The 24,002-nt window shown below is 66.9% G+C and carries 25 protein-coding genes and 1 riboswitch; of the genes, 16 read left to right on the forward strand and 9 right to left on the reverse strand.

From position 1 onward, the window contains the following. Window positions 1–91: 91 nt before the first annotated feature. From ACEL_RS12365 to ACEL_RS00250, 3 genes are all read left to right on the forward strand, one after another. Window positions 92–673: a MarR family winged helix-turn-helix transcriptional regulator gene (locus tag ACEL_RS12365; RefSeq protein WP_011718884.1), complete on the forward strand. Its 582-nt coding sequence runs from the start codon at window positions 92–94 to the stop codon at window positions 671–673. Next, entirely contained in the window at window positions 657–1,910 is a 1,254-nt protein-coding gene (locus tag ACEL_RS00245) for an MFS transporter (RefSeq protein ID WP_011718885.1), read from the forward strand. The genes ACEL_RS12365 and ACEL_RS00245 overlap by 17 nt, the downstream gene beginning before the upstream one ends. A gap of 114 nt (window positions 1,911–2,024) precedes the next feature. After that, window positions 2,025–2,465 (forward strand): DUF7712 family protein, encoded by a 441-nt coding sequence (locus ACEL_RS00250; RefSeq protein WP_011718886.1) that lies wholly within the window; start codon window positions 2,025–2,027, stop codon window positions 2,463–2,465. Here the strand turns inward: ACEL_RS00250 and ACEL_RS00255 are convergent. After that, window positions 2,458–3,981, reverse strand: a complete 1,524-nt coding sequence (locus ACEL_RS00255; RefSeq protein ID WP_337998379.1) for a fructosamine kinase family protein — start codon at window positions 3,979–3,981, stop codon at window positions 2,458–2,460. The genes ACEL_RS00250 and ACEL_RS00255 overlap by 8 nt on opposite strands. Here ACEL_RS00255 and manD point away from each other — a divergent pair. The 4 genes from manD (at window position 3,950) to ACEL_RS00275 (ending at window position 8,002) form a co-directional block, all read left to right on the forward strand. Further along, window positions 3,950–5,167 carry a D-mannonate dehydratase ManD gene (gene manD, locus ACEL_RS00260; RefSeq protein ID WP_011718888.1) on the forward strand — a complete coding sequence of 406 codons (1,218 nt, stop codon included), beginning with the start codon at window positions 3,950–3,952 and terminating at the stop codon, window positions 5,165–5,167. The two genes, ACEL_RS00255 and manD, sit on opposite strands and share 32 nt — an antisense overlap. A gap of 120 nt (window positions 5,168–5,287) precedes the next feature. Further along, window positions 5,288–6,649, forward strand: coding sequence for a ferredoxin reductase family protein (locus ACEL_RS00265; RefSeq protein ID WP_011718889.1), 1,362 nt, complete (start codon window positions 5,288–5,290; stop codon window positions 6,647–6,649). Between the two features lie 10 nt (window positions 6,650–6,659). After that, window positions 6,660–7,226 carry an FMN-binding protein gene (locus ACEL_RS00270; protein ID WP_011718890.1) on the forward strand — a complete coding sequence of 189 codons (567 nt, stop codon included), beginning with the start codon at window positions 6,660–6,662 and terminating at the stop codon, window positions 7,224–7,226. Between the two features lie 50 nt (window positions 7,227–7,276). Next, entirely contained in the window at window positions 7,277–8,002 is a 726-nt protein-coding gene (locus tag ACEL_RS00275) for an FAD:protein FMN transferase (protein WP_083760604.1), read from the forward strand. Between the two features lie 130 nt (window positions 8,003–8,132). Here the strand turns inward: ACEL_RS00275 and thiC are convergent, their stop codons facing one another. The 5 genes from thiC to ACEL_RS00300 form a co-directional block, all read right to left on the reverse strand. Continuing rightward, the gene (gene thiC, locus ACEL_RS00280; RefSeq protein ID WP_148204481.1) at window positions 8,133–9,911 is read right to left on the reverse strand and encodes a phosphomethylpyrimidine synthase ThiC; all 1,779 of its coding nucleotides are present in this window, start codon (window positions 9,909–9,911) and stop codon (window positions 8,133–8,135) included. Beyond that, window positions 9,905–10,018, reverse strand: a riboswitch (TPP riboswitch). It overlaps the preceding gene by 7 nt. A gap of 34 nt (window positions 10,019–10,052) precedes the next feature. After that, window positions 10,053–11,045: a magnesium transporter CorA family protein gene (locus ACEL_RS00285; protein WP_011718893.1), complete on the reverse strand. Its 993-nt coding sequence runs from the start codon at window positions 11,043–11,045 to the stop codon at window positions 10,053–10,055. A gap of 3 nt (window positions 11,046–11,048) precedes the next feature. Then, on the reverse strand, window positions 11,049–11,486 hold the full coding sequence (locus ACEL_RS00290) for a DUF3817 domain-containing protein (RefSeq protein WP_011718894.1): 438 nt from the start codon (window positions 11,484–11,486) through the stop codon (window positions 11,049–11,051). Continuing rightward, window positions 11,483–11,914, reverse strand: coding sequence for a hypothetical protein (locus ACEL_RS11245; RefSeq protein ID WP_193138701.1), 432 nt, complete (start codon window positions 11,912–11,914; stop codon window positions 11,483–11,485). The genes ACEL_RS00290 and ACEL_RS11245 overlap by 4 nt, the downstream gene beginning before the upstream one ends. 10 nt (window positions 11,915–11,924) lie before the next feature. After that, window positions 11,925–13,181, reverse strand: coding sequence for a PP2C family protein-serine/threonine phosphatase (locus tag ACEL_RS00300; RefSeq protein WP_011718896.1), 1,257 nt, complete (start codon window positions 13,179–13,181; stop codon window positions 11,925–11,927). A gap of 279 nt (window positions 13,182–13,460) precedes the next feature. Here ACEL_RS00300 and ACEL_RS00305 point away from each other — a divergent pair, with 279 nt between their 5' ends. From ACEL_RS00305 to ygfZ, 8 genes are all read left to right on the forward strand, one after another. Beyond that, the gene (locus ACEL_RS00305) at window positions 13,461–13,994 is read left to right on the forward strand and encodes a sigma-70 family RNA polymerase sigma factor (RefSeq protein WP_011718897.1); all 534 of its coding nucleotides are present in this window, start codon (window positions 13,461–13,463) and stop codon (window positions 13,992–13,994) included. Continuing rightward, complete coding sequence (locus tag ACEL_RS11250) at window positions 13,991–14,662, forward strand: anti-sigma factor family protein (protein ID WP_011718898.1); 672 nt, start codon at window positions 13,991–13,993, stop codon at window positions 14,660–14,662. The genes ACEL_RS00305 and ACEL_RS11250 overlap by 4 nt, the downstream gene beginning before the upstream one ends. Window positions 14,663–14,775: 113 nt before the next feature. After that, entirely contained in the window at window positions 14,776–14,862 is an 87-nt protein-coding gene (locus ACEL_RS12855) for a putative leader peptide (RefSeq protein ID WP_420794982.1), read from the forward strand. Between the two features lie 245 nt (window positions 14,863–15,107). Continuing rightward, window positions 15,108–15,947, forward strand: a complete 840-nt coding sequence (locus ACEL_RS00315; RefSeq protein WP_011718899.1) for a sulfurtransferase — start codon at window positions 15,108–15,110, stop codon at window positions 15,945–15,947. Next, window positions 15,947–16,237, forward strand: coding sequence for a DUF1416 domain-containing protein (locus ACEL_RS00320; protein WP_011718900.1), 291 nt, complete (start codon window positions 15,947–15,949; stop codon window positions 16,235–16,237). The genes ACEL_RS00315 and ACEL_RS00320 overlap by 1 nt, the downstream gene beginning before the upstream one ends. A gap of 301 nt (window positions 16,238–16,538) precedes the next feature. After that, window positions 16,539–16,673: a hypothetical protein gene (locus ACEL_RS12720; RefSeq protein ID WP_273357698.1), complete on the forward strand. Its 135-nt coding sequence runs from the start codon at window positions 16,539–16,541 to the stop codon at window positions 16,671–16,673. A gap of 33 nt (window positions 16,674–16,706) precedes the next feature. After that, on the forward strand, window positions 16,707–17,159 hold the full coding sequence (locus tag ACEL_RS00330) for a Fur family transcriptional regulator (protein ID WP_011718901.1): 453 nt from the start codon (window positions 16,707–16,709) through the stop codon (window positions 17,157–17,159). Continuing rightward, complete coding sequence (gene ygfZ, locus ACEL_RS00335) at window positions 17,141–18,214, forward strand: CAF17-like 4Fe-4S cluster assembly/insertion protein YgfZ (protein ID WP_202943373.1); 1,074 nt, start codon at window positions 17,141–17,143, stop codon at window positions 18,212–18,214. Before ACEL_RS00330 ends, ygfZ begins: the two co-directional genes overlap by 19 nt. Here the strand turns inward: ygfZ and dtd are convergent. Both dtd and ACEL_RS00345 read right to left on the reverse strand, forming a co-directional pair. Further along, window positions 18,189–18,617 (reverse strand): D-aminoacyl-tRNA deacylase, encoded by a 429-nt coding sequence (gene dtd, locus ACEL_RS00340; protein ID WP_011718903.1) that lies wholly within the window; start codon window positions 18,615–18,617, stop codon window positions 18,189–18,191. The genes ygfZ and dtd overlap by 26 nt on opposite strands. A 110-nt stretch (window positions 18,618–18,727) precedes the next feature. Further along, window positions 18,728–21,424, reverse strand: coding sequence for a DUF4388 domain-containing protein (locus tag ACEL_RS00345; protein WP_011718904.1), 2,697 nt, complete (start codon window positions 21,422–21,424; stop codon window positions 18,728–18,730). Between the two features lie 255 nt (window positions 21,425–21,679). Between ACEL_RS00345 and ACEL_RS00350 the strand changes: the two genes are divergently transcribed. Next, on the forward strand, window positions 21,680–22,255 hold the full coding sequence (locus tag ACEL_RS00350; protein WP_011718905.1) for an RsiG family protein: 576 nt from the start codon (window positions 21,680–21,682) through the stop codon (window positions 22,253–22,255). A gap of 71 nt (window positions 22,256–22,326) precedes the next feature. Here ACEL_RS00350 and ACEL_RS00355 read toward each other — a convergent pair whose 3' ends face one another. Continuing rightward, window positions 22,327–23,949, reverse strand: a complete 1,623-nt coding sequence (locus ACEL_RS00355; protein ID WP_011718906.1) for an alpha/beta hydrolase — start codon at window positions 23,947–23,949, stop codon at window positions 22,327–22,329. Window positions 23,950–24,002: the final 53 nt, after the last annotated feature.

Raw genomic sequence — 24,002 nt, forward strand, 5'->3', positions numbered from 1 at the left:
TGTGCGCCCCCTCACCACCGCCGACCGCGGCCTCTCGTTTCGGGCCGACGCACCGTTCTCGATTACATAAGCGCGTGATATAAATGACGGCGTGGCCAAAACGGACGCCGCCGATCTAGCCGCACTCTTCGACCGCATCCTCTGGTCATTACGAACCATCACACCCAGGCCGGAGAGTGCCACCGCGCTCTCCGTTCTTGACACGCTCGACCGCGAAGGGCCGCTGCGCATCAGCGACCTCGTCACGCGCGAGCACATCAGTCAACCGGGCATGACTCAGCTCGCCTGCCGCCTCGAACACTCCGGGCTCGTCCGCCGGCTCGGCGATCCAGTCGACCGCCGCGCCACCGTGGTGGAAATCACTCGTGACGGTCGCAACGTTCTGCATGAATTCCGGACGCAGCGCGCGTCGGCGCTCGCCCGCGCACTCGCCGCCCTTTCACCGGCTCATCGTGCCCAGCTTCGTGCCGCGCACCCGGCTCTTGCCGCCCTCCGTTGCGCGCTCGCCGTGTCCGTGCGGGGCGAATCATCGGAGGCCGCCGGATGGCACGAGCCTGCGCGGACACCAGGCCACCAGGCACCCTCCGGCGGGCGTACCCGCGGCGCAGCCCTACGTCGCCGAAGCTCGTCATCACCAGACCGCGAAAGGAGAATGCGTGCTGCGAAGCGCTGACAGGTCGAACAGCCTGCTCCGTCAGCCGCGCGCCGTATATGCGGTGGCGTTCGCCTGCGTCATTTCCTTCATGGGGATCGGCCTCGTCGACCCGATCCTGCCTGCGTTGGCGGCGAAACTCCACGCCACCCCAAGCCAGGTGGAACTCCTCTTCACCTCATATCTCGTCATCACCGCGGTCGCCATGCTCATTACCGGCTGGGTGGCCGGCCGGCTCGGTTCGAAGAACACGCTCCTGGTCGGCCTCGCGCTCGTCGTCATCTTCTCGGCTCTCGCCGGGGCGAGTCGCACCATCGGAGGGATCGTCGGCTTCCGGGCCGGCTGGGGCCTGGGAAACGCGCTCTTCATCGCGACCTCGTTGGCGGTCATTGTCGCCTCGGCCGCGGGCGGCTTCGGGGCGGCCATCATTCTCTACGAGACCGCCCTCGGCATCGGCATCGCCTCCGGACCGTTGCTGGGCGGACTGTTGGGCAACGTCAGTTGGCGGGGGCCGTTCTTCGGTGTCGCCGTCCTCATGGCCGCCGCGCTCGTCGCCACTCTCGTTCTCTTGCCGCCGACGCCGCGGCCTGCGGTGCGCAGCCGGTTACGGGATCCGATCCTCGCGCTCGAGCACGGACCCTTGGCGCGCGTGAGTCTGACCGGTCTCTTTTACAACTGGGGATTCTTCACCGTGCTCGGATACTCCCCGTTCCTGATGCACCTGTCGGCGCTTGACCTCGGCTGGGTGTTCTTCGGCTGGGGCGTACTAGTTGCAATCTTTGCCATCATCATTGCGCCGATGCTGCGGCGTCGCTTCGGTACCGCACCAACCCTGTACGTCAATTTGGCCTTGGTGGCCGTGGGCCTGCTGGTCATCGGCGGCTGGGCGGCCCATCCGCTCGTCATCATCGTGACCGTCATCCTCTTCGGCTCAGTCGTCGGAATCAACAACACCCTCGTCACCACCGCGGTGATGAGCGTGGCGCCGGTCCCCCGTCCGGTAGCCTCGGCTGCCTACGGTTTTGTCCGTTTCATCGGTGGCGGCCTGGCCCCGTACGTCGCCGGCAAGCTTGTCGAGCACGTCGGCGTTCACGTGCCTTTTGTCATCGGCGCTGTCGTTGTGCTGGCTGGAATCGTGAGCCTCGCCGGCGCCCGTGATGCTCTCGACGCCGCTGATCGAAGTGACGCCGTGCCCGCTGCGGCATCTGCTCCAGTGGTCGCGGCACCGGTCGGCTGCCTGGAACCCGGCGAATCCTGACGGACCAGCGACCGCAACCCGTACCGTGCCCGTCCCAACGGCACGTCGGTCGTGCGGCCGACGCGCTGTGCGCGAATACTGGCTACATCACGGTGGTGATGAGAGGAGACGGAGATGAATTGGCGTTGGTCGTTACGGGCCCGGGACGGCGGAATGACCGGACTCGAATTCGCGAGCGCGGTCACGGGCGGCGGGCATTACCGGGTTCTGGTTCATGCCGCGCCCGCTCAGCTCGCCGTCGAGGTTCGTCACCTGGACGACGACCAGCTTGTCGCCCGCTCCGACGCGGACCGTGACGGGGAGTACTCCCCGATGACCCTCCTCACCATCGCCGACGGACGTGTGCGCCGCGACGAAGTATGGCCCACCCCGGAGTTTTACGGACTTCCGGTGATCCTCGCCGGCGGTGAGGTAGGTGTCCTGCGCTACTGGGAGCATGCCGCTGATCACAGCTGGTGGCGGTGGCTCATCGAGTTTTCCAATCACAAGGGATGGCCGCCGGACTGGCGTCCGCCGGAGTTGCCGCCGGACGCCCTCCGGCCGGCAATCAGCTGAGGATCTCCAGCGCGGTCCGGGCCGCCGCGACCGCCCGCTCGGCGTAGCCGCCGCCGAAGAGCGTCGCGTGGACGAGCAACGGGTGAAGCTGGTGGAGCGGCAGCCGCCGGCGCCAGCCCGGGTCAAGCGGCGCGACTTCGTGGTAACCCGCCAGGATGTCGTCGAAGTACGGCGTCCCGAAGAGCGCCAACATCGCGAGGTCGGTTTCCCGGTGTCCGCCATGTGCCGCAGCGGTGTCGACCAGCCAGACTCGGCCGTCCGCCGCCCAGACGAGATTGCCTGACCAGAGGTCGCCGTGAATTCGCGCGGGTGGTTCCGTGGGCCCGGCGAGCCGGTCGATGACGTCGCAGACCTCTTCAACCACGTCACGCTGTCGTCGCGGGAGCGCCTGGAGAAACGGCCGGAGACGGCACTTGGCGTAGAACTCCGGCCACGACGCGGTCGGTTCATTCGGCAGCGGCAAAGTCCCGATGAAACCAGGCTCCGCCGCGCCGAAGTACGGCGGCGCCGAGGCGTGCATTCGGGCAAGCCGCCGGCCGAATTCCCGGGCCGCCCGAGGATTCGGGCGGTCTTCCTCGATCCACGACACGACCAACGCGTCCTCGGTCACGGCGAGGATCTCCGGCAGCGGCGGTCCGCCTGGCACGGCGAGGAACTCCCGGCCGCGCGCCTCGGCGGTGAAAAACCCCGCCGGCGCGTTGCGGAGGGTCTTGACGAAGACTGGCCGTCCGTGCCGATCGGCTCCGCGCCAGGATTCACAGATGTCACCGCCGGATACGCGGCTCACCAGGGTGACGGAGAGGCCGGCGTCGGCCGCTTCGACCGGACGTTCCGCCGGGCTTGTCGGTGCAGCCGACCGGCCGGCCAGTCGGCGTTCCAGCTCATCGACGAGGGCGGTGCACGACCGCTCGATCATGGCGAGTACCGTGTCGAATCCCTCCGGCCCGCCGTAGTACGGATCGGGAACGTCGACGTCGCCGTCCGCAAGCGGATCGAATTCCCGAAGCAGTCGGATCTTCCCGCGCTGGTGTGCGGCGGCCCGGCGTTGCAGCGCGCGCAGATTCTCTTCGTCCACCGCGAGGATGAGGTCGTATTCGTCGAACCATGCCGGTTCGAAGCGACGCGCGCGATGACGTGCTATTTCCGCCCCGTCGTACCCGCGACGCCGAAGCACCGCCGCGGTCCGCTCGTCCATCGGCTCACCCACGTGCCAGTCCCCGGTGCCGGCGCTGGACACCTGTACGGCGCCGGACAGTCCGCGCTCAGCCAGCAATTGCCGCGTGACTACCGTCGCCATCGGCGATCGGCAGATGTTTCCCAAGCACACAAAGCAAACCGCGACCATGGCTGCCATTCCATCACGTCGTACCGTCCGGAGGGGAAACGACCACGTCGCACCGTCCGGAAGGGAAACGCACCACGTTGTACTGTCGGGACGGGAAACGACGCAGGGGATCGCCTGGATCGGGAAGGACGGCGTCCGAGTGAGCGACCGCATCGTCGATGCCAAGGTCATCGTGACCTGCCCGGGCCGTAATTTCGTCACGCTGAAACTCACCACCGCGGACGGCGTCACCGGTCTCGGCGACGCGACGCTCAACGGACGCGAGCTTGCGGTCGCCACGTATCTTCAGGAGTACGTCTGCCCCCTGCTCCTCGGACGCGACCCGGCGCAGATCAACGACACCTGGCAGTACCTGTACCGGGGGGCCTACTGGCGCCGCGGCCCGGTAACGATGGCGTCCATCGCCGCCGTTGACATGGCCTTATGGGACATCAAGGCCAAGACCGCTGGAATGCCTCTCTACCAGTTGCTCGGCGGCCGGGCCCGCGATGGTGTGACCGTCTACGGTCACGCGAACGGCCGGGACATTCCGGAAGTCCTTGACGAAGTCGCCGCTTTCCTTGAACGCGGTTACAAGGCCGTCCGGGTCCAGGTGGGCATTCCCGGCCTGGGCGCGGTGTACGGCGTGAGCAAGGACCGCACGTTCTACGAACCGGCCACCGGCACCGACCGGCCGGAGGAGACCCGCTGGTCAACCGAGGCGTATCTGCATTTCGTGCCGCAGCTCTTCGCCGCGGTCCGTGACCGGTTCGGCTTCGATTTCCACCTCCTGCACGACGCCCACCACCGCTTGACGCCGACCGAGGCGGCAAAATTCGGCAAGCGGATTGAAGAGTACGACCTCTTCTGGTTGGAGGATCCGACCCCTGCTGAGGCGCAGGACGCCTTCCGCATCATCAAGCAGCACACGACGACCCCGATCGCGGTCGGTGAAGTCTTCAACACGATCTGGGATTGCCACCAGCTCATTAGCGAGCGACTCATTGATTTCATCCGGGTGACGCCGGTGCACGCCGGCGGCGTGAGTCACGTGAAGCGCATCGTCGAATTCGCCGACCTCTACGGCGTGCGAAGCGGTTTCCACGGTGCGACGGACATGTCACCGGTCTGTATGGCCGCCGCGATCCACCTCGACATGTCGATAGCAAACTTCGGACTGCAGGAGTACATGCACCACACCGAGGAGACCAACGCCGTTTTCCGCCATGCGTATTACTTTGCCGACGGCTGCCTGCACCCCGGTGACGAACCCGGTCTCGGTGTCACACTGGACGAAGAACTCGCGGCGACGTTTCCGTACCGACGCGCCTATCTGCCGGTGAACCGGCTTCTTGACGGCACGATGTTCCACTGGTGATTTCGCCGTCCGTTCAGGCTCGTCCCAGCTTGTTCTCAGATTTCCCCCGGAGACTCGGCGCTGGTGCGCGGGCCGTGCCTGCCGCCGCGAACACGCGCACCGTCGCGACGGGAGAGGCTGATGACGACGAACGCGATACCCGCCCGCCGGGCAACCTCCGGGGTGTCGTTGATCCGGGTGCGCCCCGGCGCCGTCCTGACCGCGATCTACCTCGGCGGCCTCGCTGTTCTCGCCCTCTGGTGGCATGACACACCGCCGATCCACGGTTGGGGCGAGTGGTTGACCAACGCGGGGCGGATCACCGGACTGCTCGCGGGGTATGTCGTGATCGTCGTTCTCGCTCTGATGGCGCGCGTACCCGCCGTTGAGCGGGGTGTCGGCGCGGATCGGCTGGCCCGCTGGCATGCCATGGGCGGCCGCTACCTGGTCGGAGTCGCGGCGGCCCATACGGCGCTCATCATCTGGGGCTATGCGGTGAGCGCTCACGAGGGTCTCATCCGGCAGACGAGTGATCTGCTCCTGCACTATCCCGATGTCCTGATGGCCACCGTCGCCCTCGGACTCTTTGTCGGGATCGGAATTGTCTCCGCCCGCGCGCTCCGTCGCCGGCTCGCGTACGAGACCTGGTACTACCTGCACTTTTACACGTACCTGGCGATTGCGCTCTCGTTCAGCCATGAATTCGCCACCGGCGCCGACTTCATGAGCAATCTCCCGGCGCGCGTGCTCTGGGCGGGGCTGTACATCGTGGTCGGCGCCATGCTGGTGTGGTACCGGTTCCTCACCCCGTTCCGGCTCGCGCTGCGCCACCGGTTCCGCGTCGTCCGTGTCGTGGATGAGGCTCCGGGGATTTTCTCCCTCCACATCGGCGGACGCCGGCTCGACGAACTCGCGATTGAACCGGGGCAATTCTTCCGGTGGCGTTTTCTCTGCGCCGGGCAATGGTGGCAATCCCACCCTTACTCGCTGTCTGCACCGCCGACCCGATCCCTGCTGCGGATCACCGTCAAGGCCCTGGGAGACCACTCCACGGCGTTGCGGCGCATACCTCCCGGTACGCGTGTCCTCGCGGAAGGACCTTACGGGGCGCTTACCGCGGCGCGGCGGACCTCACCCCGCGTTCTGCTCATCGCCGGCGGCATCGGCATCACTCCGCTCCGCGCGCTCTTCGAGACTCTGCCGGGACGCCGCGGGGATCTCACCCTGATCTACAGGGCAAATCACGAACAGGAATTCGCCTTCCGCGCCGAACTCGACCAGATCGCCCGTTATCGAAAGGCCGCGGTGCATTATCTCGTCGGGCCGCCCGGTGGTCCCGGGGATCCGTTCGTCGGTACGCGGCTTCGGTCTTTGGTGCCGGACGTGCGCCGCCGCGACGTGTTCGTCTGCGGCCCGCCGCCAATGATCACGGCGGCGGTGACGGCCCTGCGCCGGCTTGGGGTTCCGCGTCGTCGCATCCATACGGAAGCCTTCGAGTTCTAGGACGGTATCGATGAGACGGGCCTTTCTGACATTGGCCGCAACGGTCATCGGTCTTGTTCTGCTCCTGCAGTTCAAGACGACTCCCCTTGGCGGCGGAGCGAAAACTGCTCTGGGGACGGACGGCGGCTCGACGTCGTCGGGTGCCGGAAATTCGCAGGCCGGGACGTCAGCGAATTCGGCATCCAACGGCGGGACGGCCGGAAATTCCTCCGCAGCAGGGCCCACCGCGGGTGCTGCGCCTACGCCGCCGACAAACTCCGGTGCGGGTTCATCGGCCGGCGGTACGGTGACGGTCACCGGCAGCGCTGTCCCGGTGACCGAGGGTTTCCGCACGTTCGGCACGATCCAACTGCGGGTGACAATTTCCAACGGGAAGATCACCGATATCCAGGCAATTAATTATCCGCACAACGACCCGCGTTCCTACGAAATCAGTTTGTACGCCCTGCCGATCCTGCGGCAGGAGGCGCTGACCGCCCAGAGCGCGCAGATCGACGCCGTCAGCGGCGCGACCTGGACGAGTGAAGCGTATGCCCAATCCCTGCAGGCCGCTCTCGACGCTGCGAAGTCGAAGTGAACCGGACGATGCCGGCGGAACTCACATCGGTCGTCCATGTGGAGCACGTCATGGGCACGACCGTGAGTTTCGACGTGCGCACCACGCCGGACGACGTAGACCACGCGCGGCGGGTGATTGCCGCAGCCGTGCACATCCTGCACACTGCCGATGCGGTGTTCAGCACGTATCGCCCCGACAGCGACATTTCCCGTCTGAACCGCGGCGAGTTGCGGCTTGCCGCGTGTCATCCGGACGTCGCCCGCGTGCTCGACTTGTGTGCCTGGTTTGAGGCGAAGACCGACGGCTATTTCACGGCGCGATATGACGGTTCGATCGACCCTACCGGCCTGGTGAAAGGTTGGGCCGTTGACCGCGCGGCGCAGCATATCGCCGATGCGGGATATCAGCACGTCCTGGTCAACGGCGGCGGCGACATTGCGGCGGTGGGCGGCCGGGCCCCTGGTCTGCCGTGGCGGGTGGGCATCGCCCATCCCTTCCGCTCGGACGTCCTGCTCGCCACCGTGGAACTCTTCACCGGCGGTGTCGCCACCTCGGGTACCACATGCCGCGGAGCACATGTCATCAATCCGCGGACCGGTTCACCCGCCACCGAATGGGCAAGCGTCACCGTCAGCGGCCCGGACCTTGTCAGTGCGGACGTTTACGCGACCGCAGCGTTGGCAAGGGGGCGAAGCGCCCTCACCTGGCTTTCGGAACTGCCCGGATTCCGGTACTGGGCGGTTTCGGCGGACGGCGCCGCCTGGCAGTCTCCGCCTCGGAGTGCAGTGCGCTGACGGGCCACCTTCGTCGCGGCGCCTGCCGGAACACCGGCGCGTCCGGATGGAACACCGGCGCGTCCGGCTAATTCAAGACGGATGTGTGCGGAAGCGGCTCGGCTGAACCGCCTCCGCACACCCACACCCGTCACCGGGTGGACAATTCCTCGACCGGTACGTAGACCCGGCTGCCGTGCGCGGTGAATTCCGCCGCCTTCTCCCGCATCCCCAGCTCGATTGCGGTCTGCTCGTCGACGCCCTTCTCCTCGGCGTACTTGCGGACATCTTGGCTGATTTTCATCGAGCAGAAGTGTGGTCCGCACATCGAACAGAAATGCGCGGTCTTCGCCGGCGCAGCAGGCAGTGTCTCGTCGTGGAAATCGCGCGCCGTCTCCGGATCCAGTGAGAGGTTGAACTGGTCCTCCCACCGGAATTCGAACCGCGCGTCCGACAGCGCATCGTCCCAGGCCTGGGCGCCGGGATGCCCCTTGGCGAGGTCCGCCGCGTGCGCCGCGATTTTGTACGCGATGACCCCGGCCTTGACATCGTCCTTGTTCGGCAGGCCGAGGTGCTCCTTCGGCGTGACGTAGCAGAGCATCGCGGTTCCGTACCACCCGATCATCGCAGCGCCGATGGCGGAGGTGATGTGGTCGTAGCCGGGTGCGATGTCCGTGGTGAGCGGGCCGAGGGTGTAGAACGGCGCCTCGGAGCAGAGCTCGAGCTGCAGGTCCATGTTCTCCTTGATTTTGTGCATCGGAACATGACCCGGACCCTCGATCATCACCTGGACGTCGTACTCCCACGCGATTTTCGTCAATTCGCCGAGGGTGCGAAGCTCGGCGAACTGCGCCTCGTCGTTGGCGTCGGCGATGGAACCGGGACGCAGACCGTCGCCGAGGGAGAAGGTGACGTCGTACTGCGCCATGAGTTCGCACATCTCGCGGAAGTGCGTGTAGAGGAAATTCTCCTCGTGGTGGGCGAGGCACCAGGCCGCCATGATTGAGCCGCCGCGGGACACGATACCCGTCTTCCGGCGTGCGGTGAGCGGCACGTACCGGAGCAGCACGCCCGCGTGCACCGTGATGTAGTCGACACCCTGCTCGAACTGCTCGATCAGCGTGTCCCGGTACACCTCCCAGGAGAGATCCTCGGCCTTGCCGCCGACCTTCTCCAACGCCTGGTAAATCGGCACGGTGCCCACCGGCACCGGGCTGTTGCGAATGATCCACTCCCGGGTGGTGTGGATGTTCCGCCCGGTGGAGAGATCCATGACGGTGTCCGCACCCCAGCGGGTCGCCCAGGTCATCTTCTCGACCTCGTCCTCAATGGAGGACGCGACGGCGCTGTTGCCGATGTTGGCGTTCACCTTGACCAAGAAATTCCGGCCGATAATCATCGGCTCGCTCTCCGGGTGGTTGACGTTCGCCGGCAGAACCGCCCGTCCGCGCGCGATTTCGTCGCGGACGAATTCCGGCGGCACGCCTTCACGGAGCGCGACGAATTCCATCTCCGGAGTGATGATTCCTTGGCGGGCGTAGTGCATCTGGGTGACCCGCCGGCCCGGCTTGGCCCGCCGGGGCGGCCGCGTGGCGGTGAAAACGCTGTCGAGATTTCGCGTCGCCCGCGGATCGCCGTCCCGATACCCGTTGTCGATCGGACGGACCGGCCGGCCCTGGTAGGTCTCCGTGTCGCCGCGCTCGTCGATCCACCGGGCGCGCAGCGGCGGAAGGCCACGCCGGACGTCGATCACCACATCGGGATCCGTGTAGGGCCCTGAGGTGTCGTAGAGGACCACCCGGTCCCCGGTGCTCAGCGGGACTTCCCGCATCGGAACGCGGATGTCGGGCCGCGACCCCACGAGGTAGGTCTTCCGTGATCCGGGGAATGCGACGCCGCTGGTTGGCACGCGCTCTTCGATCGTGGTCACTGGATACTCCTCCCTACGCCGGTGTGAACCGGATCAGGTGCTAACGGTCGGCGGCCGGTCCTGCCGCCCTCTCAGCCCCGGAACGCGGGGCTCCCGTGGGACGAGCTCCACCCTAGTGCATGCCGGAACCCGGCGGTCATGTCACAGCCAATCTTTGCGGCGAAAAACCCAGTACAGCACCACCACACCGATCAGGATGATCGCGCTCGAGGTGAGGAGGCCGGAGAGGCGGCCGAAACCGGGATACGGCACGTTCTGGCCGTAAAAGCCGGTCACCGCGGTCGGTACGGCGATAATCGCCGCCCAACTCGTCACCTTCTTCATGATGGTGTTCAGACGGTTGCCCTGAATGGTCAGATTTGCTTCCAGCATGGTGGCGACCATGTCCCGCAGCGAATCGACCTGCTCGCTCACCCGGAGCAGATGGTCGTACACATCCTGGAAGTACGGCATCAACGTCGGCCCGACGAGCGGGGAATCGTGCCGCAGCAATTCGTTGACGACCTCGCGCATCGGCAGGACAATGCGCCGCAGCCGCATGAGATCCTTGCGCACCAAGAATGATTCACGCTGCACGGCACGGATCTGGTCACGGGATTCGTCGAAGAGCTTGTCCTCCAACGCGTCCACCCGCTCGTCCAGCCGCTCGGTGACGGTGAAGTAGCTGTCGACGATGCAATCCAGCAGGCCGTACAGCAGAAAACCGACGCCGCATTCCGCGAGGTTGGCGAGTTCGTCCCATCGCGCCGTCACCCGCTCGATGTCGAAGCCGGTGCTCTTGCGCACGGTGATGAGCGCATTCCGCGTCACGAAGACCGCGAGCTCATGCGCCGCCAGCGTGCCGGGCGCGCCGGGATCCACCGGCGTGCCGGGATCCGCTACGGCATAGCACGACAGAAAAAGATGGGACCCGTAGTGGTCGAGCTTCGGCCGCTGTCCGGGATGAACGGCGTCCTCCAGCGCGAGGACGTGCAAGCCGAACTCCTCCTCGATGAGCTGGAGGTCGTCGCCTTCCGGTGGGCAGAGATCCAGCCAGACGACGGCGGCCGGATCGGTGACGTAGTCGGAAATGTCCGCCGCCGGAAAATCCTCCTTGGCTAATTTTCCGTCACGGTACAGGCGGGTGCGTGGCATCGGCTACCCTCCGGACCGGCCCGGCGTGCCGGCCCGCGGCCCCGGACCGTCCGCCGGCGACACCGGGGCAGCGGAAGTCGTCACTGCACCGTGCTGCAGCAGTAACGGCGTTGTCTTCCGCTCGACGACGAAGGACAGGAACGGCACGAATCCCGCGGCGGCCATGAAGAACAACCGAAGAGGTTTCAAGCGATACCGCAGCGTCAGTTCCAGGCAGGTCAGGCAGTAGATGACATAGAGAACTCCGTGTGCGGTGCCAACGTACTTGGCGACGTACGGGAAATGCGCGAGGTGGTTGAGCGGTACGCCGACGAAGACCAGGATGACGAGGCCGGTTCCGACGATGTAGGCGAGAAGACGGTACCGGCCGAGCGGGGTGGTGACGAATTCCGCCGCGGACATCCGCGGCATCGACTGAGTCTGAGCCGACGGTTCGGTCATCGCCGGGCGTCCGCGCGGGCATTCAGCCGGGCAAGGTAGGCGTTGTACGCGGCAAGTTCCTCGTCGTCCTCCTCATCAGGGGCATTCGGCACGGGGAACATCCACGTGCCGCCGTCCGTGGCGGCCTCCGCCGGCGCCGCCGGTGTGGGTGGATGCCCGGATGGGACTCCAGGCGGCTCACCGGCGCCACCCGCCGGCCTCGGCCGTCGCTCCGGGTGGGCTTCCTCGTACAACAAACGCCACCACCCATAAATCACGATCAGGGCCATCGCCCACCACTGGAACGCGTACAGCGTGTTCTGCAACGAACCGCGAGGGGACACCGACACGTCCCACTGCCAGTGGCCGAGGAAACAGAAACCCGCCACGATCACGACGAGCAGAAGATGCCGCGGCCACCACCGCGGCCGAAGCGCTGTCCGCAGCACGCTTCTCACGCTACCCTCGCGGGAGACTCTGGTCGTCGGCTGTCGTGGTGTCGATCCGCCGCTGCACATACAGGACGGCCACGTCGTCGGCCAACGGTCCGCCGTTGCGATCGGTGACTTCGTCGAGGAGCGTGTCGAGGAGCATCGCGGGTTCGGGGATTCCTTGATATCGCTGGACGAGTTCGACCAGCCCGCGCTCCCCGAGCCGCGGACCCGTGCCGCCGTCCGCATAACCCTCGATGAGACCGTCGGTGAAACAGAGCAACGACCACGCTGGACCGAGGGTCAACGGCGTCGCCGGAACGTCCGGGTCGTCGAGAATCCCGAGGGCGACTCCGCCGTCGACGTCGAGCGTCTCGACCCGTCCGTCGCGGAGGACGAGCGGGGCTGGATGGCCGGCGAGATACACCCATCCGTCATGTGCCGTCCGGTCCAGGACGACCATGCACGCGCTGGCGAAGACCTCCTCGCCGTGCCGCTCCCGAAGCAGCAATTCTTGAACGGCGGGCAGAACGTGATCGGCGTCCAAGCCGGCGAGCACCAGCGCGCGCCAGCCGACCCGTAGGCAGACGCCGAGCGCGGCTTCGTCCGGGCCGTGTCCGGAGACGTCGCCGATGAGCAGCCAGACCCGACCGTCGTCCGTCTGGATCGCGTCAAAGAAATCGCCACCCAGCTGGGCGAGCGCCCGGCGTGGGCGGTATCGCGTGACGACGGCGAGCGGCGCGTCGCCGAGGAGTGGGACGGGGAGCAGTCCTCGCTGGAGCCGGACATTCTCCCGCTGCCGGGCCTGCGCGGTCTGCAGAGCCCGCAGAGACGCCTCGGTCCGCTTCCGTTCCGCGGCGTACCGAACCGCCCGCACGAGCAGCGGCGCGTCGATTTCGGTGCGGACGAGGTAATCCTGGGCACCCGCCGCCATCGCCGTCATTCCACCGTGCTCGTCGCCGTCGTCGGTCAGCACGACCACAGCCACGTCCGGCGCGAAATCGTGGATTTCCCGGACGGCGTCGAAGCCGTCGATATCGGGCAAGGTGAGATCGAGAATCACGCAGTCGATAGGAACGTCCGCAAGGAAGCGGCGCGCTTCGTGGAACGTCGCGACCCGGCTCACCCCCGGGATGGCCGGAGCGAGATAGTCGGCCACCAACGCCGCATTGGCGTCGTCGTCTTCAACGATCAGAATCCGCGGGGAAAGGCGGGCGCTGCTGCTCGGCGCCGGTCGTCCATCCGGGGCGATCGCTGGGTTGGCGTGACCTGCCGTCGCCGACACCCGTCTCCTCCCCTGCTGTTGGCTGTAACGGTCGCCTCTCACGATAAGTTCCGGTCGCTTGGGGTTTCCCCACGCCGCCGGGCGGAGGCGGCGGCGCGCGGTCGGGCCGGGCGTCCGGCTGGCGGTGACCGGCAGGAGCCGGCGCGCGGAGTGGGCGCACGGATCCGCCGGAAGGCCAGGCGCGTCGACCCGCCGGAAGGCCGGGAAGGCCGGTGCGGTGATCCCGGCCGTACGGGCGATCGGAGTGAACCAGAGCCCTGTGGGGGCCGTCTTTTCGGTATGACGCGCGCCGGAGCGGACGAGGCGCTGGTCCGTGCCCTGTACGAGCAGCACGGACGGGTGCTCTTCGGCTACGTGCTCCGGCTCGTTGACGGCGATCGTGGCCGAGCCGAGGACATCGTGCAGGAAACGATCATCCGTGCGTGGCGCCATCCGGAAGCCCTCGCCAGGGATCCGCACGCCATCCGGCCATGGCTCTTCACAGTGGCGAGGAACCTCGTCGTCGACGCGCATCGCGCCGTGCGGGCTCGTCCGCCCGAGGCCGGTCCGGAGGGGCTCGGCGTGGTGGCGGCGGAGGATGACGTAGTCGCCGCCGTCGACCGTGCGCTCGAGGCGTGGCAGGTGGCCGACGCCATCAACGCGCTCAGCCCGGACCACCGCCGGGTGCTCATCGAGACCTACTACCGCGGCCGATCCGTCGCCGAAGCTGCGGCGGTACTCGGAATTCCCCCGGGAACGGTGAAATCGCGGACGTACTACGCCCTCCGCGCCCTCCGGCTCATTTTGGAAGAGAGAGGGGTGACCGAACGGTGACCCCCGCGTGTGCCGAAATCCGGCTCTCGCTGGGCAGTTACGTGCTCGGCGCATTGGACCCCGGAGAGCGCGGCCAAGTCGAAGCGCACGTCAGCAGCTGCGCCGACTGTCGTGACGAGCTCGCCTCGCTTGCCGCGCTCCCCGGCCTGCTCGCCCGGGTGAGCCTGCCGGAGGTGACGGCGACTCCGGCAGACGTGGACGCCGCCTTGCTCCCCCGGTTGCTTGCCCGGGTCACGGCTGTGCGCCGCCGTCGGCGGGCGAGGTGGCTGATCTCGACTGCTGCCGGGGTCGCCGTCCTTGCCGCTGTGATCAGCGGAGTTGTCGTGGTCGCTCACCCGGGACCGTCAAGCGGAATCGTCGCGCGTGGCTGGGATCCGGCTACCGGGATCACCGCTGCGGTGAACGAGTGGCCTCGCGCCTGGGGCACTGCGCTGCAGATTCAGCTCTCCGGTGAGACGACCGGCGCGTACGACGGGCGCTGCCAGCTCATCGTGATCGGCACGGACGGCCGTCGGGAGGTGGCGGCAAGCTGGACGGCGACCCCGTCCGGGCACATCGTTGCCGCCGGTGCCACGAGCATGCGCCCGGCGGAGATCGCGTCATTTCACGTGGTGCGCTCCGACGGCACCGTGCTGGTCGCTGTTACCCCGCCGGCTGCGGCCCGTTGAGCACGCGCTCGGCGACTCGGCCGTTGTCGCGTGCGCGGGCGGACCCATGACGGCGCGTCGGCGTCCATGACGGGACGTGCGCGAGCGCGCCCATGACCGGTAGCATCGGAGCCATGACGGCGGCGGTCGAACTCGTTCTCATCAAGCGGCGTACGGTCGACCTCTGCCGGGTGGCCAGCTGTTTGTGTCCAGCCTGCTAGTCCGCGAGATCACGCGTGCCTGTGCTCGCGGTGGTTTCCTAGCTTGCCGCCAGCCAATGGAGGGACACCGATGATCCCGCTGACCCTCGCGGACCGTTCCGGGTCGCCGCGCATGCCGGGGCGTCCGCTTTCCGCCCAGCCCGCAGTCGGGACTGGATTCCGAAGGCGGGTCGTATTCATGTCCACAACAAGCCGTGTCTCTAGGTAAAGCAATACGCCGTGTCGCTAGGTAAAGGAGCATTCGCATGAGCAGACAGCAGGTACTCGTCGACGCCGATTGGGTCGAGGCGCATCTCAACGATCCGAACGTCGTCGTCGTCGAAGTCGATGAAGACACGTCGGCGTACGACAAAGGCCACATTCGTAACGCCGTCAAACTGGACTGGAAGAAAGACCTGCAGGACCCGGTCCGCCGGGACTTCGTCGACAAGGCGGCGTTCGAACGGTTGATGTCCGAGCGTGGAATTTCCAACGACCACACCGTCGTGCTGTACGGCGGCAACAACAATTGGTTCGCCGCTTATGCGTACTGGTACTTCAAGCTGTACGGTCATCGGGATGTGAAACTGCTCGACGGCGGCCGTAAGAAGTGGGAGCTGGAGAGCCGGGAATTGACCCAGGAGGTTCCGGTCCGGCCGCGCACCACCTACGTGGCAAAGGATCCGGACACCTCGATCCGCGCCTTCCGCGACGAAGTGGTGAACTCGATCGGCAAACTCAACATCATTGACGTGCGGTCACCGGATGAATTCAGTGGCAAGCTGCTCGCACCCGCGCATCTGCCGCAGGAATCCGCCCAACGCCCGGGGCATGTGCCGACAGCGAAGAATGTGCCGTGGAGCAAGGCGGCGAACGACGACGGCACGTTCAAGTCGGACGAGGAGCTGCGCAAGCTCTACGCCGAAGCAGGCGTCGATTTCAGCAAGGACACCATCGCCTACTGCCGGATCGGCGAACGGAGCGCGCACACCTGGTTCGTTCTGCACGAGCTGCTCGACCAGCCGAACGTGAAGAACTACGACGGCTCCTGGACCGAGTACGGCTCGCTGGTCGGCGTCCCCATCGAGCTGGGGAGCGGGTCCTGATGTGCGGTGCGCTGACGGATTTGCCGACTGAAGTGGACGCCGGCAAGCAAGCGGTCATTCAAGGGGTGGTCCGCCGCGGCGACGCACCCGTCCACGGCTACGTGCGGCTTTTGAACGCGGACGGCGAATTCGTGGCTGAGGTGCCCACCTCCGCGACCGGTGCTTTTCGGTTTTATGCCGCGCCGGGGACGTGGACCGTTCGGGTTCTGGTGCCGGGCGCGACGGCTGACCGCGAGGTCCAGGCCGACCTCGGCGTCGTGACAAACGTCGAGGTGGAGCTCCCCGCCTGACACGATCCATCCGGGCCGGGGAGAACAGCCCGGTGGCGTCGTTCCCCCGGCCCGGCTAGGCCTCGGCGCGTCCGGGGCCCGTCTGGACTACGCGTCCGTCATCGGCCATTCAGCGGCGCTCCGCGTCGGCACCGCCGGATCCGGTCTACGCCGGCGCGGCGCGGTCCGTCGGCTGATCGGGTGGTTTCTGGATCGCACTCTCAAGGTCATCGCCGGACAGTTCTTGATGCGGCAAGCGGTGCAATCCGCCGTCCGCTTGTCGGCGGGCGAAAATTGCGGAGCGGGTGCCGATCGATAGAGCGTGAGTACCGTAACTGAGCCGCGCGGCGTGGAGCCCATGCAATTACTGGCGCATGGCTTGCCGCTCTCCTTGCTGTGGGATTTGGTTGACCCTGCCGGCCCGGCGAGCGAAGAATTGCTGGAGAACGAGACGTGACGGGTTTGCCGACGCCGGCCCTAGACTGACCCTGTGCCCAAGGGGAGTTCTGACCGTCCGTCGACGCGCAGCGCCCAGTGGCAAGGCCGGTTGCGGTCGAAGGGTTATCGGCTCACCCCGCAGCGCCGGCTCGTGCTCGAGGCCGTCGCGGCACTTCGGCACGCCACCCCCGAAGAGATCATCAATTACGTGCGCGAGGTCGCCAGCGGCGTGAACATGTCCACCGTGTACCGCACGCTCGACCTTCTCGAGGAACTCTCCTTGGTGACCCACACGCACCTCGGCCACGGCGCGCCCACCTACCACGTCGCGGAGGATGCCGGGCATGTGCACCTCGTCTGCAGCAGCTGCGGCGCCGTCACCGAGGTCGGGTCCGAGGTTGTCCAATCACTGATCCAGCGATTGGACGACGAGCATGGATTTGCCGCAGACGTTCATCATTTCGCCATCTTCGGGCGGTGTTCGACATGTCGGAGTACGACATGAGCGCGGTTCGCAGTCCGCTTCTCGATATGCCGGGCGCCGTACCCGCATCTGAACCGGATCAGGCGGTGGCTGGGCACTACGGCGACCCGCTGGGTGAGCAGCGCCTGCTCGCATCGGGCGATGGGTTCGTCGACCTGTCGCATCGCGGGGTCGTGCAGATCAGCGGGCCGGACCGCTTGCGGTGGCTGAATGATCTGACGACGCAGCGTCTCATCGACCTGCCGGCTCAGACGGGCACCGAGACTCTGGTGCTCAGCCCCAACGGTCACGTCGAGCATCACCTCATGCTCGTCGACGACGGCACGACGACGTGGGTGCACGTCGAGCCCGGTACGGCCGGTGGTCTGGTGGATTTCCTTTCGTCGATGCGGTTTCTGCTCCGGGTTGAGGCGCGTGACGTCACGGACGACTGGGCCGTGGTGTGGCAACCGGTCGATCAGCCGCACCCGGAATTCCCGACGCGGGTCGACCCTCGAGCCGACGCCCTGCACGGCCGCGAGCTCTTCATACCGAGAAAGCAGTTCCCGGCGGTCATCGCCGATTTCGGCCGGCCGGCAGGAATTGCGGCGTGGAATGCGCTGCGTATTGAGGCCGGACGCCCGCGGTTCGGTGTCGACACGGACCACCGTTCGATTCCGCATGAGCTGGGCTGGATCGGTTTTGCCGTGCATCTGAACAAGGGGTGCTACCGCGGCCAAGAGACCGTCGCTCACGTCGCAAATCTCGGCCGCCCGCCGCGGCGACTCGTGCGGCTGCACCTGGACGGCAGCGTCCGCGAGCAATTGCCCGCGAAGGGCGCGCAGGTTCTCGTCGCCGGCACGGTCGCCGGCCATCTCACTTCAGCGGCGTATCACCATGAGCTCGGGCCGATCGCGCTTGCTCTCGTCCGGTACGCGGTGGACGACAGTGCCGCCGCTATTGTCCGCGATGCCGACGGTACGGATCGTGCGGCGACGATCGAACCGATCGTGCGAAAAGAGACCGAGCCGCCGCCGGGCCAGCGTGCCCGGATGACGTTGCGCGCCGGGCTCAGTCGACGTCCAGCACAAGAGTGACCGGCCCGTCATTGGCGAGTTCGACCAGCATGTCGGCACCGAAGACGCCAGTCGCGACCTCAGCTCCTCGCCGGCGGAGTTCGGCTACGAACGCCTCGATGAGCGGTTCGGCTGTTGCTGCCGGTGCGGCGGCGTCCCACGATGGACGGCGGCCTTTACGGGTGTCGCCGTACAGGGTGAATTGGCTGACGACAAGAATCGGCGCGCCGGTTTGTGCGCACGACAACTCGCCGCGCAGGATGCGCAGCTCGTGCACCTTCACGGCGAGCGCGTGAGCCTGCCGCACGGTGTCGGTATGGGTGACGCCGACCAGGACAACAAGACCGGGTCGAGTTATTTGCCCGACGGTACGGCCGGATACGGTAACCCGCGCGTTGGTGACCCGCTGCACGACCGCCCGCACAGCCCTATGCTGCCATGCCCGGTGACGGGTGGATCGCCGTGAGACGGGCGCCGTTGCGTCTGATGCGCGTGAGCGGCCCGCGAGCCCGATCCGCCGTCCGGGGGCAGTGTTCAGCGGCCGAAGAGTCCCCGCTTTTTCTTTGTCGTGGCCGGCCGGGGCTGAACGACGGGTCGCGGCGGAGGCGCCGGTGCAGGATCGTCGAGGCCGAGGCTGGACAGTTCGCGCAGCAGTGACGCGGTGTCGGTCAGTTCCCGGGACACGATCGGCGCGGGCGGTTCCGGTGCGGGTGCGGGTTCGTCTGGCGGCTCGTCCTGGCTGGGCTGCGGCAATTCCGTCGCACCCGTCCGACTGAATTCCGAGAGCATCGCGGTCGCCGCGGCAAGATAGCTGGTGTCGGGAAATCCGGCGCTCTGTGGTTCGGTTCCGGCCGGGCCTGCGGCTGGCGTGACTGCGGGGCCGGCCGCCGCGGGTGCCGGGCTGTATTCCGGCGGTGTCCACGCCGCCGGAAATTGCGCCGGCTCGACCGGCGGAGCATATCCGCTGTGTCCAGAGGGCGGGAATTCCGCCGCGGTCTGGTGCACAGGCGACGTGCCATGCGGGTCAAGGCTGGTTAGCGGGACGCCGCTGGGCGGTACCTGCGCAGCCGGCGAACCGATGCCGGGTGTTTCCGGCGGGACCGTCACGGCGTATTCCTCAGCAACAATGGGAGGAATCGCAGTTCCCCGTTCATCGGCGACTGGCGGCGCCGTGGCGGCGGAGTCGTCAGCGAATGGTGAAAGCTCGGGAGTGAATTCCGCTGGCGGCGGCGTAACGGCGAACTCGCCGGCTGTTGCCGGCGGCGTGGCAGTGAATTCGGCGGCTGTCGCCGGCGGCGTAACGGCGAATTCCTGCTCGGTTGACGGAAATGCGCCGGCAAGAGGCGCATCGTCAGCAGACCGTTCGGATTCGGAGGTGTCTGCGGTGACGTCAGCGGCCGCAATCTCCGCCGGCGCGCTCGGAAGGGTGAGGGTGAATTCCATCGGTGCACCGGCGGCAAGACCATCGAGACGGGGAGGTTCGACGCCGGTCTCGCCCGGCGGAGAAACGTCCATCGCACCGAGACTCTCTGCGGCGACCGACGGTTCGTCCGGAGTCTCCGCGGTGACCGCCGGTTCGTCCGGAATCCCCACGGCGACCGAGGGTGCGTCGGTCCGTTCTGCGGCGACCGACGGTTCGACCGCCGTCTCCGTGGCCGCCGACGCTGTCGGCGCGTCCGCTAATGCCGTGGCGTTGGCCGACGGTGATTCCCACTCGGCGTTCGCGTCAGCTTCCGTCCGATCTGTCTCCTCGGCCGACTGGACGCCGGCCGAGAGCAACGCCTCCGCCCGCAGCAGGCGTTCCTTCTCACGCCGCGCCGCTTCGCGCCGCGCCCTCAAGTCGACGACTTCGGCAAGATGCTCGGCCCGGCGTAGTGCCTCGGCTTCCGCTTGTGCTCGAGCCAATTCCTCCGCTGCGGCCTGCCGAATCCGCTCACGCCGCAGCTCTTCCTCAGTCGGGCCTGACGGCGGTGGGGGCGGCGGCGGCGCGGGCGGTCGGATTCGCACGTCTTCCGGTACATCGAAGGGATCGACGAAGTTCTCCATCGATGCCGTGGGTCCAAGCACTTGCGACAACGCTGCGGAGACCCGGGCGAGCGGCCATTCGTCATCCAAGGCCAAGGTGTCCGGTGTGACAGCAGCCGGGCTCGCGTCCGCCGTTCCGCTCGGCAAGGCGTCTGCCGAGGCGGTCGCCACGTCGTCCATTGCCGCGTTCGCCACGGCCTCCGCTGAGGCGCTTGGTGCGTCATCCGTTGTCGCACGTGCCACGTCGTCCGTCGCCGGACTCCCGAATGTTTCGGCGGTTGCCGGATCGCTGACAGTTTCCGTCTGGATGCGGTCGTCTGCGTTAGCCGTCGGTGTCTCGCGGCTGGCGAAGGCCGCCGCCAACGCGGCGACCCGAGCGGCCAGACTCTCGTCGCCGTGCCCGTCTTCGTCCGCGGTGGTCGGCTCCGCGGTCTCCTCGGCGACCCCGAGTGTTCCGGCCGGTTCGTCCAAGCGGCGTGCCTGATCGTCTTCTGGCGCAAGCTCCTCTTCTACATCGACCAGACCGGCCTGGACGAGATTACGGATGATGGTTCCGGCTTCCAGCAAGGTGAAACCGCACTCCCGGGCCAGATCGGCCACGGTCCGCTCCCCGTCGATTTTGCAGAGCACCGACCATGTATCGGGATCCAACGTGACGTTTGCTTCTCCGCCGCGCGGGGCGAGCACCGGGACGGCGTGTGGTCCGTGCACCGCCGCGACGACGTCCGCCCAGGCTTGCCGGCGTCGCGCAACTTCGGCGAGCAAGTCGGCAACCGAAGTCGGCGGAGCGACGTCCTCTCGAGTCTTCTCGCCCTTGCGGAACCGCCAGCGGCCCGACGTCCAGGTCATCAGGTCGGTGAAGCCGTCCCGCAGCTGCTCGAGAACGAAGGCCTCGACGACCTCCCGTTCGACAAATCCCAGGTGGACGAGAAGCTCCCCCAGCCGCCAGCCCTGCAGTTCCGTGCGCTGCACCTCGAGCGCTTCCGCCAGGTCCTCGGGAACGAGCACATTGCTCGAGATCAACCGGGCGCCGAGCTGTGGACGCCGTCCAGGCACGGACACCGCGTAGACGAGGCCGTTCTTCAAATAGACGAGCGCTTCGTCCCCTGAATCATCGACGACATGCAGGCAACCGGTCGCCTGCTGCTCCGCCAAGGCGGTGAGCACCTCGTCCAGTGCGACGCTGCTCAGGTCGCCTTTGAGCACCTGGCGACCTCCTCATCAACCGGATGACGTACGCGACCGGCTCCGCGTTACCGAATGCGGGTCCCTGCTCCGTTGGCATCGGCAGGCGGCGGCTCGCCATTGAGCCGTCCGGACCAATCCGCCCTGCCCAGTTTTGGCCTCGAATCGGTATCTGATCGCACCAAGATGCCGTCGGCGTGACACGATAGGCGCACGGGGATGTGCTCTCCGTGCTCTTCGGGTGGGGGCGGAGTGGTCCTGGCGTGGAGGTGTCAGGTGGCGGACGACGGTCCTCGGCCGCGTGGTGGCAATCGGCGCATCGATCGGGTGTTGTCGCCGGAGTACCTGGAGGGTCTCAGCGAGCGATCCCTGGAAGAGATTCGTGAGCTGCGGCGGGCGGCCGAAGAAGAAGAAGCGGATCTCTCCTACCTGCGGAAACTGTTGCAGGGTCGGATGGACATCATCGAGGCCGAGCTGGCTCGCCGGCAGGGGGAGCTTGAGGAGACTGCATCGATCTTGGAAGAGCTGCCGAGGATTCTTGCGGACGAACCGACGACGCCGCATGGCCTGGGCCGACACTTGAGCATCGGGCCGTCGCGCATTACCGAGCATCGCCGTCTGGTGGAGCGACTGATCGCCGATTCGGATCTCTCCGCGTTGGCGGGGCGTACGTCGGATCAGTTGCGCGCGACGCTGGCTCGTTTCGCGGAGCACGAGCGTGTCATCTCTGAGCAACGACGGGCAGTGCAAGCGGTCATCGACGCGTGCGCTGCCGAGATCGCCCGTCGCTACCGGGATGGTGAAGCGCAGGTGGAGGCGCTGCTGCACCACCATCTTGAGGGCGACCGCTGATACCCGGCCGCTGATCCCGAGCTGGAGCTGCGGTCGCGTCACTGCCGTGGCCGTCGTTAACCCCGCCGGACTCAGCCTGCCGGGCAGCTCGCGCCGGCCGGCGGCAGACGGAGATCGATGAGATAGGCGTCGACGTAGTCGGTGACGCACGTCGTCTTCGGATACGCGGTGTGTCCTTCGCCGTTCCAGACGAGCAGATGTCCCGAACCGAGGAGCCGGGCGAGGTGTTCCGCACCCGAGATCGGGGTGGCTGGATCTCCGGTGGTGCCGATGACCAGGATCGGCGGAGCGCCGTGATCACCGATGGTGATGGGCGTATCGGGCGGCGCCTTCCAGAGACTGCAGAAGCCGAGGCCGGCGGCCGCCGCCCCGCCGAAGAGCGGATTGTCCGCCCGCCAGACCGGGGCGAGCGCCTCCGCCTGCTGGACGGTCGGCCGCTGCGTGGTATCGGCGCAGCTGATTGCCGCGTTCGCGTCTTCAATGTTGGTGTAACTGCCGTCTGGATTCCGCTCGTTGTATTCGTCATCCAACGCGAGGATTCCCGATCCGTCGCCGTGGGCGGCGTCGACAAGGGCACGGGTGAGTCTGCTCCACTGCGATTCGTTGTACAGGGCGGAAATCACCGCGAGCAGCACGGCCTGATCCTTGACGACCCGGTGGTCCCTGGTATTTCCGCTCGGGATTGGATGGCCGGCCGCGCGATGCATCAACGCCTCGACGTACCCGGCGGGATCCTTCCCCAGCGGACACGCGTGCGCAACGCAATCCGCTGCGTAATGCTGAAACGCCAGGGCAAAACCGGCGGCCTGGGCGCGGGTCTGCTCCACGGTGGAGAGCGTGGGGTCCACCGCCCCGTCCAGCACCAAAGCCCGCACCCGGTCGGGATATGCCGACGCGTACTCGGCGCCGAGCAGCGTGCCGTACGAATAACCGAGATACGTGAGCTTGGCATCGCCGAGTTTGGCCCGTAATGCCTCGAGGTCCCGGACGGTCTCCGTTGTGGAAAAGAAAGTCAAGGTCGTGCCGTATTTCGCGTAACACTCATCGGCGACCCGGCGGTCTTCGTTGATTTCTAATTGCCACTGCGCGCTGGTGGTAGGGTCGGCCGGCAATTCGAGCTCGGCGTCCTTCTCGGTGTCCGGTATGCAGCGGAGCGGCGACGAGAGCCCGACTCCGCGGGGATCGAAGCCGATGATGTCGAAGCGCTGGAGAATTTCAGCCGGAAATTCGGAAACAGCCAGCTCGATAGCGGCTTCGACACCGGACGCACCGGGCCCGCCGGGATTGATGACGAGTGAACCGATGCGGTCGCGTTGATTCGTCGCGCGGATCCGTACGACGGTGATACTGACCGTTTTCCCGTTGCGCGGATGGGCCCAGTCGAGCGGCACGGTGAGTACCGCCCGCGCAAAGGTGAGGTTGCGGGGAGCGGCCGAGCCGAGAGCCTCCCGGATGCGCGTCGTGATGTCAGTGAACGACAGATCGCTGGCGAACGCCGCGGGATCCGCAGTCGGATCGGCTGGTGCGCTCGCCTCGGGCGTCGCAGCAGAGGAGGCCACCTGCTGCGGGGTGCTTGACGCCGACAGCACTGAACCGACGGGATGACGCGGTGGACTCACCGTGCACGCCGTGAGCATCGTCAGGCCCGCGAGGCCGAGAACGAGGAGCCTGGTGGCACGTTCCGGCGTATGCATCGGGCCGCTCTCCGTCTCTCGACCGATTCCGTGGTGCCGACAGGCTAACGAGT

It is taken from the genome of Acidothermus cellulolyticus 11B (genome assembly GCF_000015025.1).
Classification (GTDB): Bacteria; Actinomycetota; Actinomycetes; order Acidothermales; family Acidothermaceae; genus Acidothermus; species Acidothermus cellulolyticus.

What these genes read in the sequence shown, in the direction of transcription:
- ACEL_RS00250 (WP_011718886.1), top strand. Translation starts at nt 2,025, where the DNA reads ATGAATTGGCGTTGGTCGTTACGGGCCCGGGACGGCGGAATGACCGGA.
- ACEL_RS00255 (WP_337998379.1), bottom strand. Translation starts at nt 3,981, where the DNA reads ATGACCTTGGCATCGACGATGCGGTCGCTCACTCGGACGCCGTCCTTC.
- ACEL_RS00265 (WP_011718889.1), top strand. Translation starts at nt 5,288, where the DNA reads ATGACGACGAACGCGATACCCGCCCGCCGGGCAACCTCCGGGGTGTCG.
- ACEL_RS00270 (WP_011718890.1), top strand. Translation starts at nt 6,660, where the DNA reads ATGAGACGGGCCTTTCTGACATTGGCCGCAACGGTCATCGGTCTTGTT.
- ACEL_RS00275 (WP_083760604.1), top strand. Translation starts at nt 7,277, where the DNA reads ATGGGCACGACCGTGAGTTTCGACGTGCGCACCACGCCGGACGACGTA.
- ACEL_RS00285 (WP_011718893.1), bottom strand. Translation starts at nt 11,045, where the DNA reads ATGCCACGCACCCGCCTGTACCGTGACGGAAAATTAGCCAAGGAGGAT.
- ACEL_RS00290 (WP_011718894.1), bottom strand. Translation starts at nt 11,486, where the DNA reads ATGACCGAACCGTCGGCTCAGACTCAGTCGATGCCGCGGATGTCCGCG.
- ACEL_RS00305 (WP_011718897.1), top strand. Translation starts at nt 13,461, where the DNA reads ATGACGCGCGCCGGAGCGGACGAGGCGCTGGTCCGTGCCCTGTACGAG.
- ACEL_RS12855 (WP_420794982.1), top strand. Translation starts at nt 14,776, where the DNA reads ATGACGGCGGCGGTCGAACTCGTTCTCATCAAGCGGCGTACGGTCGAC.
- ACEL_RS00315 (WP_011718899.1), top strand. Translation starts at nt 15,108, where the DNA reads ATGAGCAGACAGCAGGTACTCGTCGACGCCGATTGGGTCGAGGCGCAT.
- ACEL_RS00320 (WP_011718900.1), top strand. Translation starts at nt 15,947, where the DNA reads ATGTGCGGTGCGCTGACGGATTTGCCGACTGAAGTGGACGCCGGCAAG.
- ygfZ (WP_202943373.1), top strand. Translation starts at nt 17,141, where the DNA reads ATGTCGGAGTACGACATGAGCGCGGTTCGCAGTCCGCTTCTCGATATG.
- ACEL_RS00355 (WP_011718906.1), bottom strand. Translation starts at nt 23,949, where the DNA reads ATGCATACGCCGGAACGTGCCACCAGGCTCCTCGTTCTCGGCCTCGCG.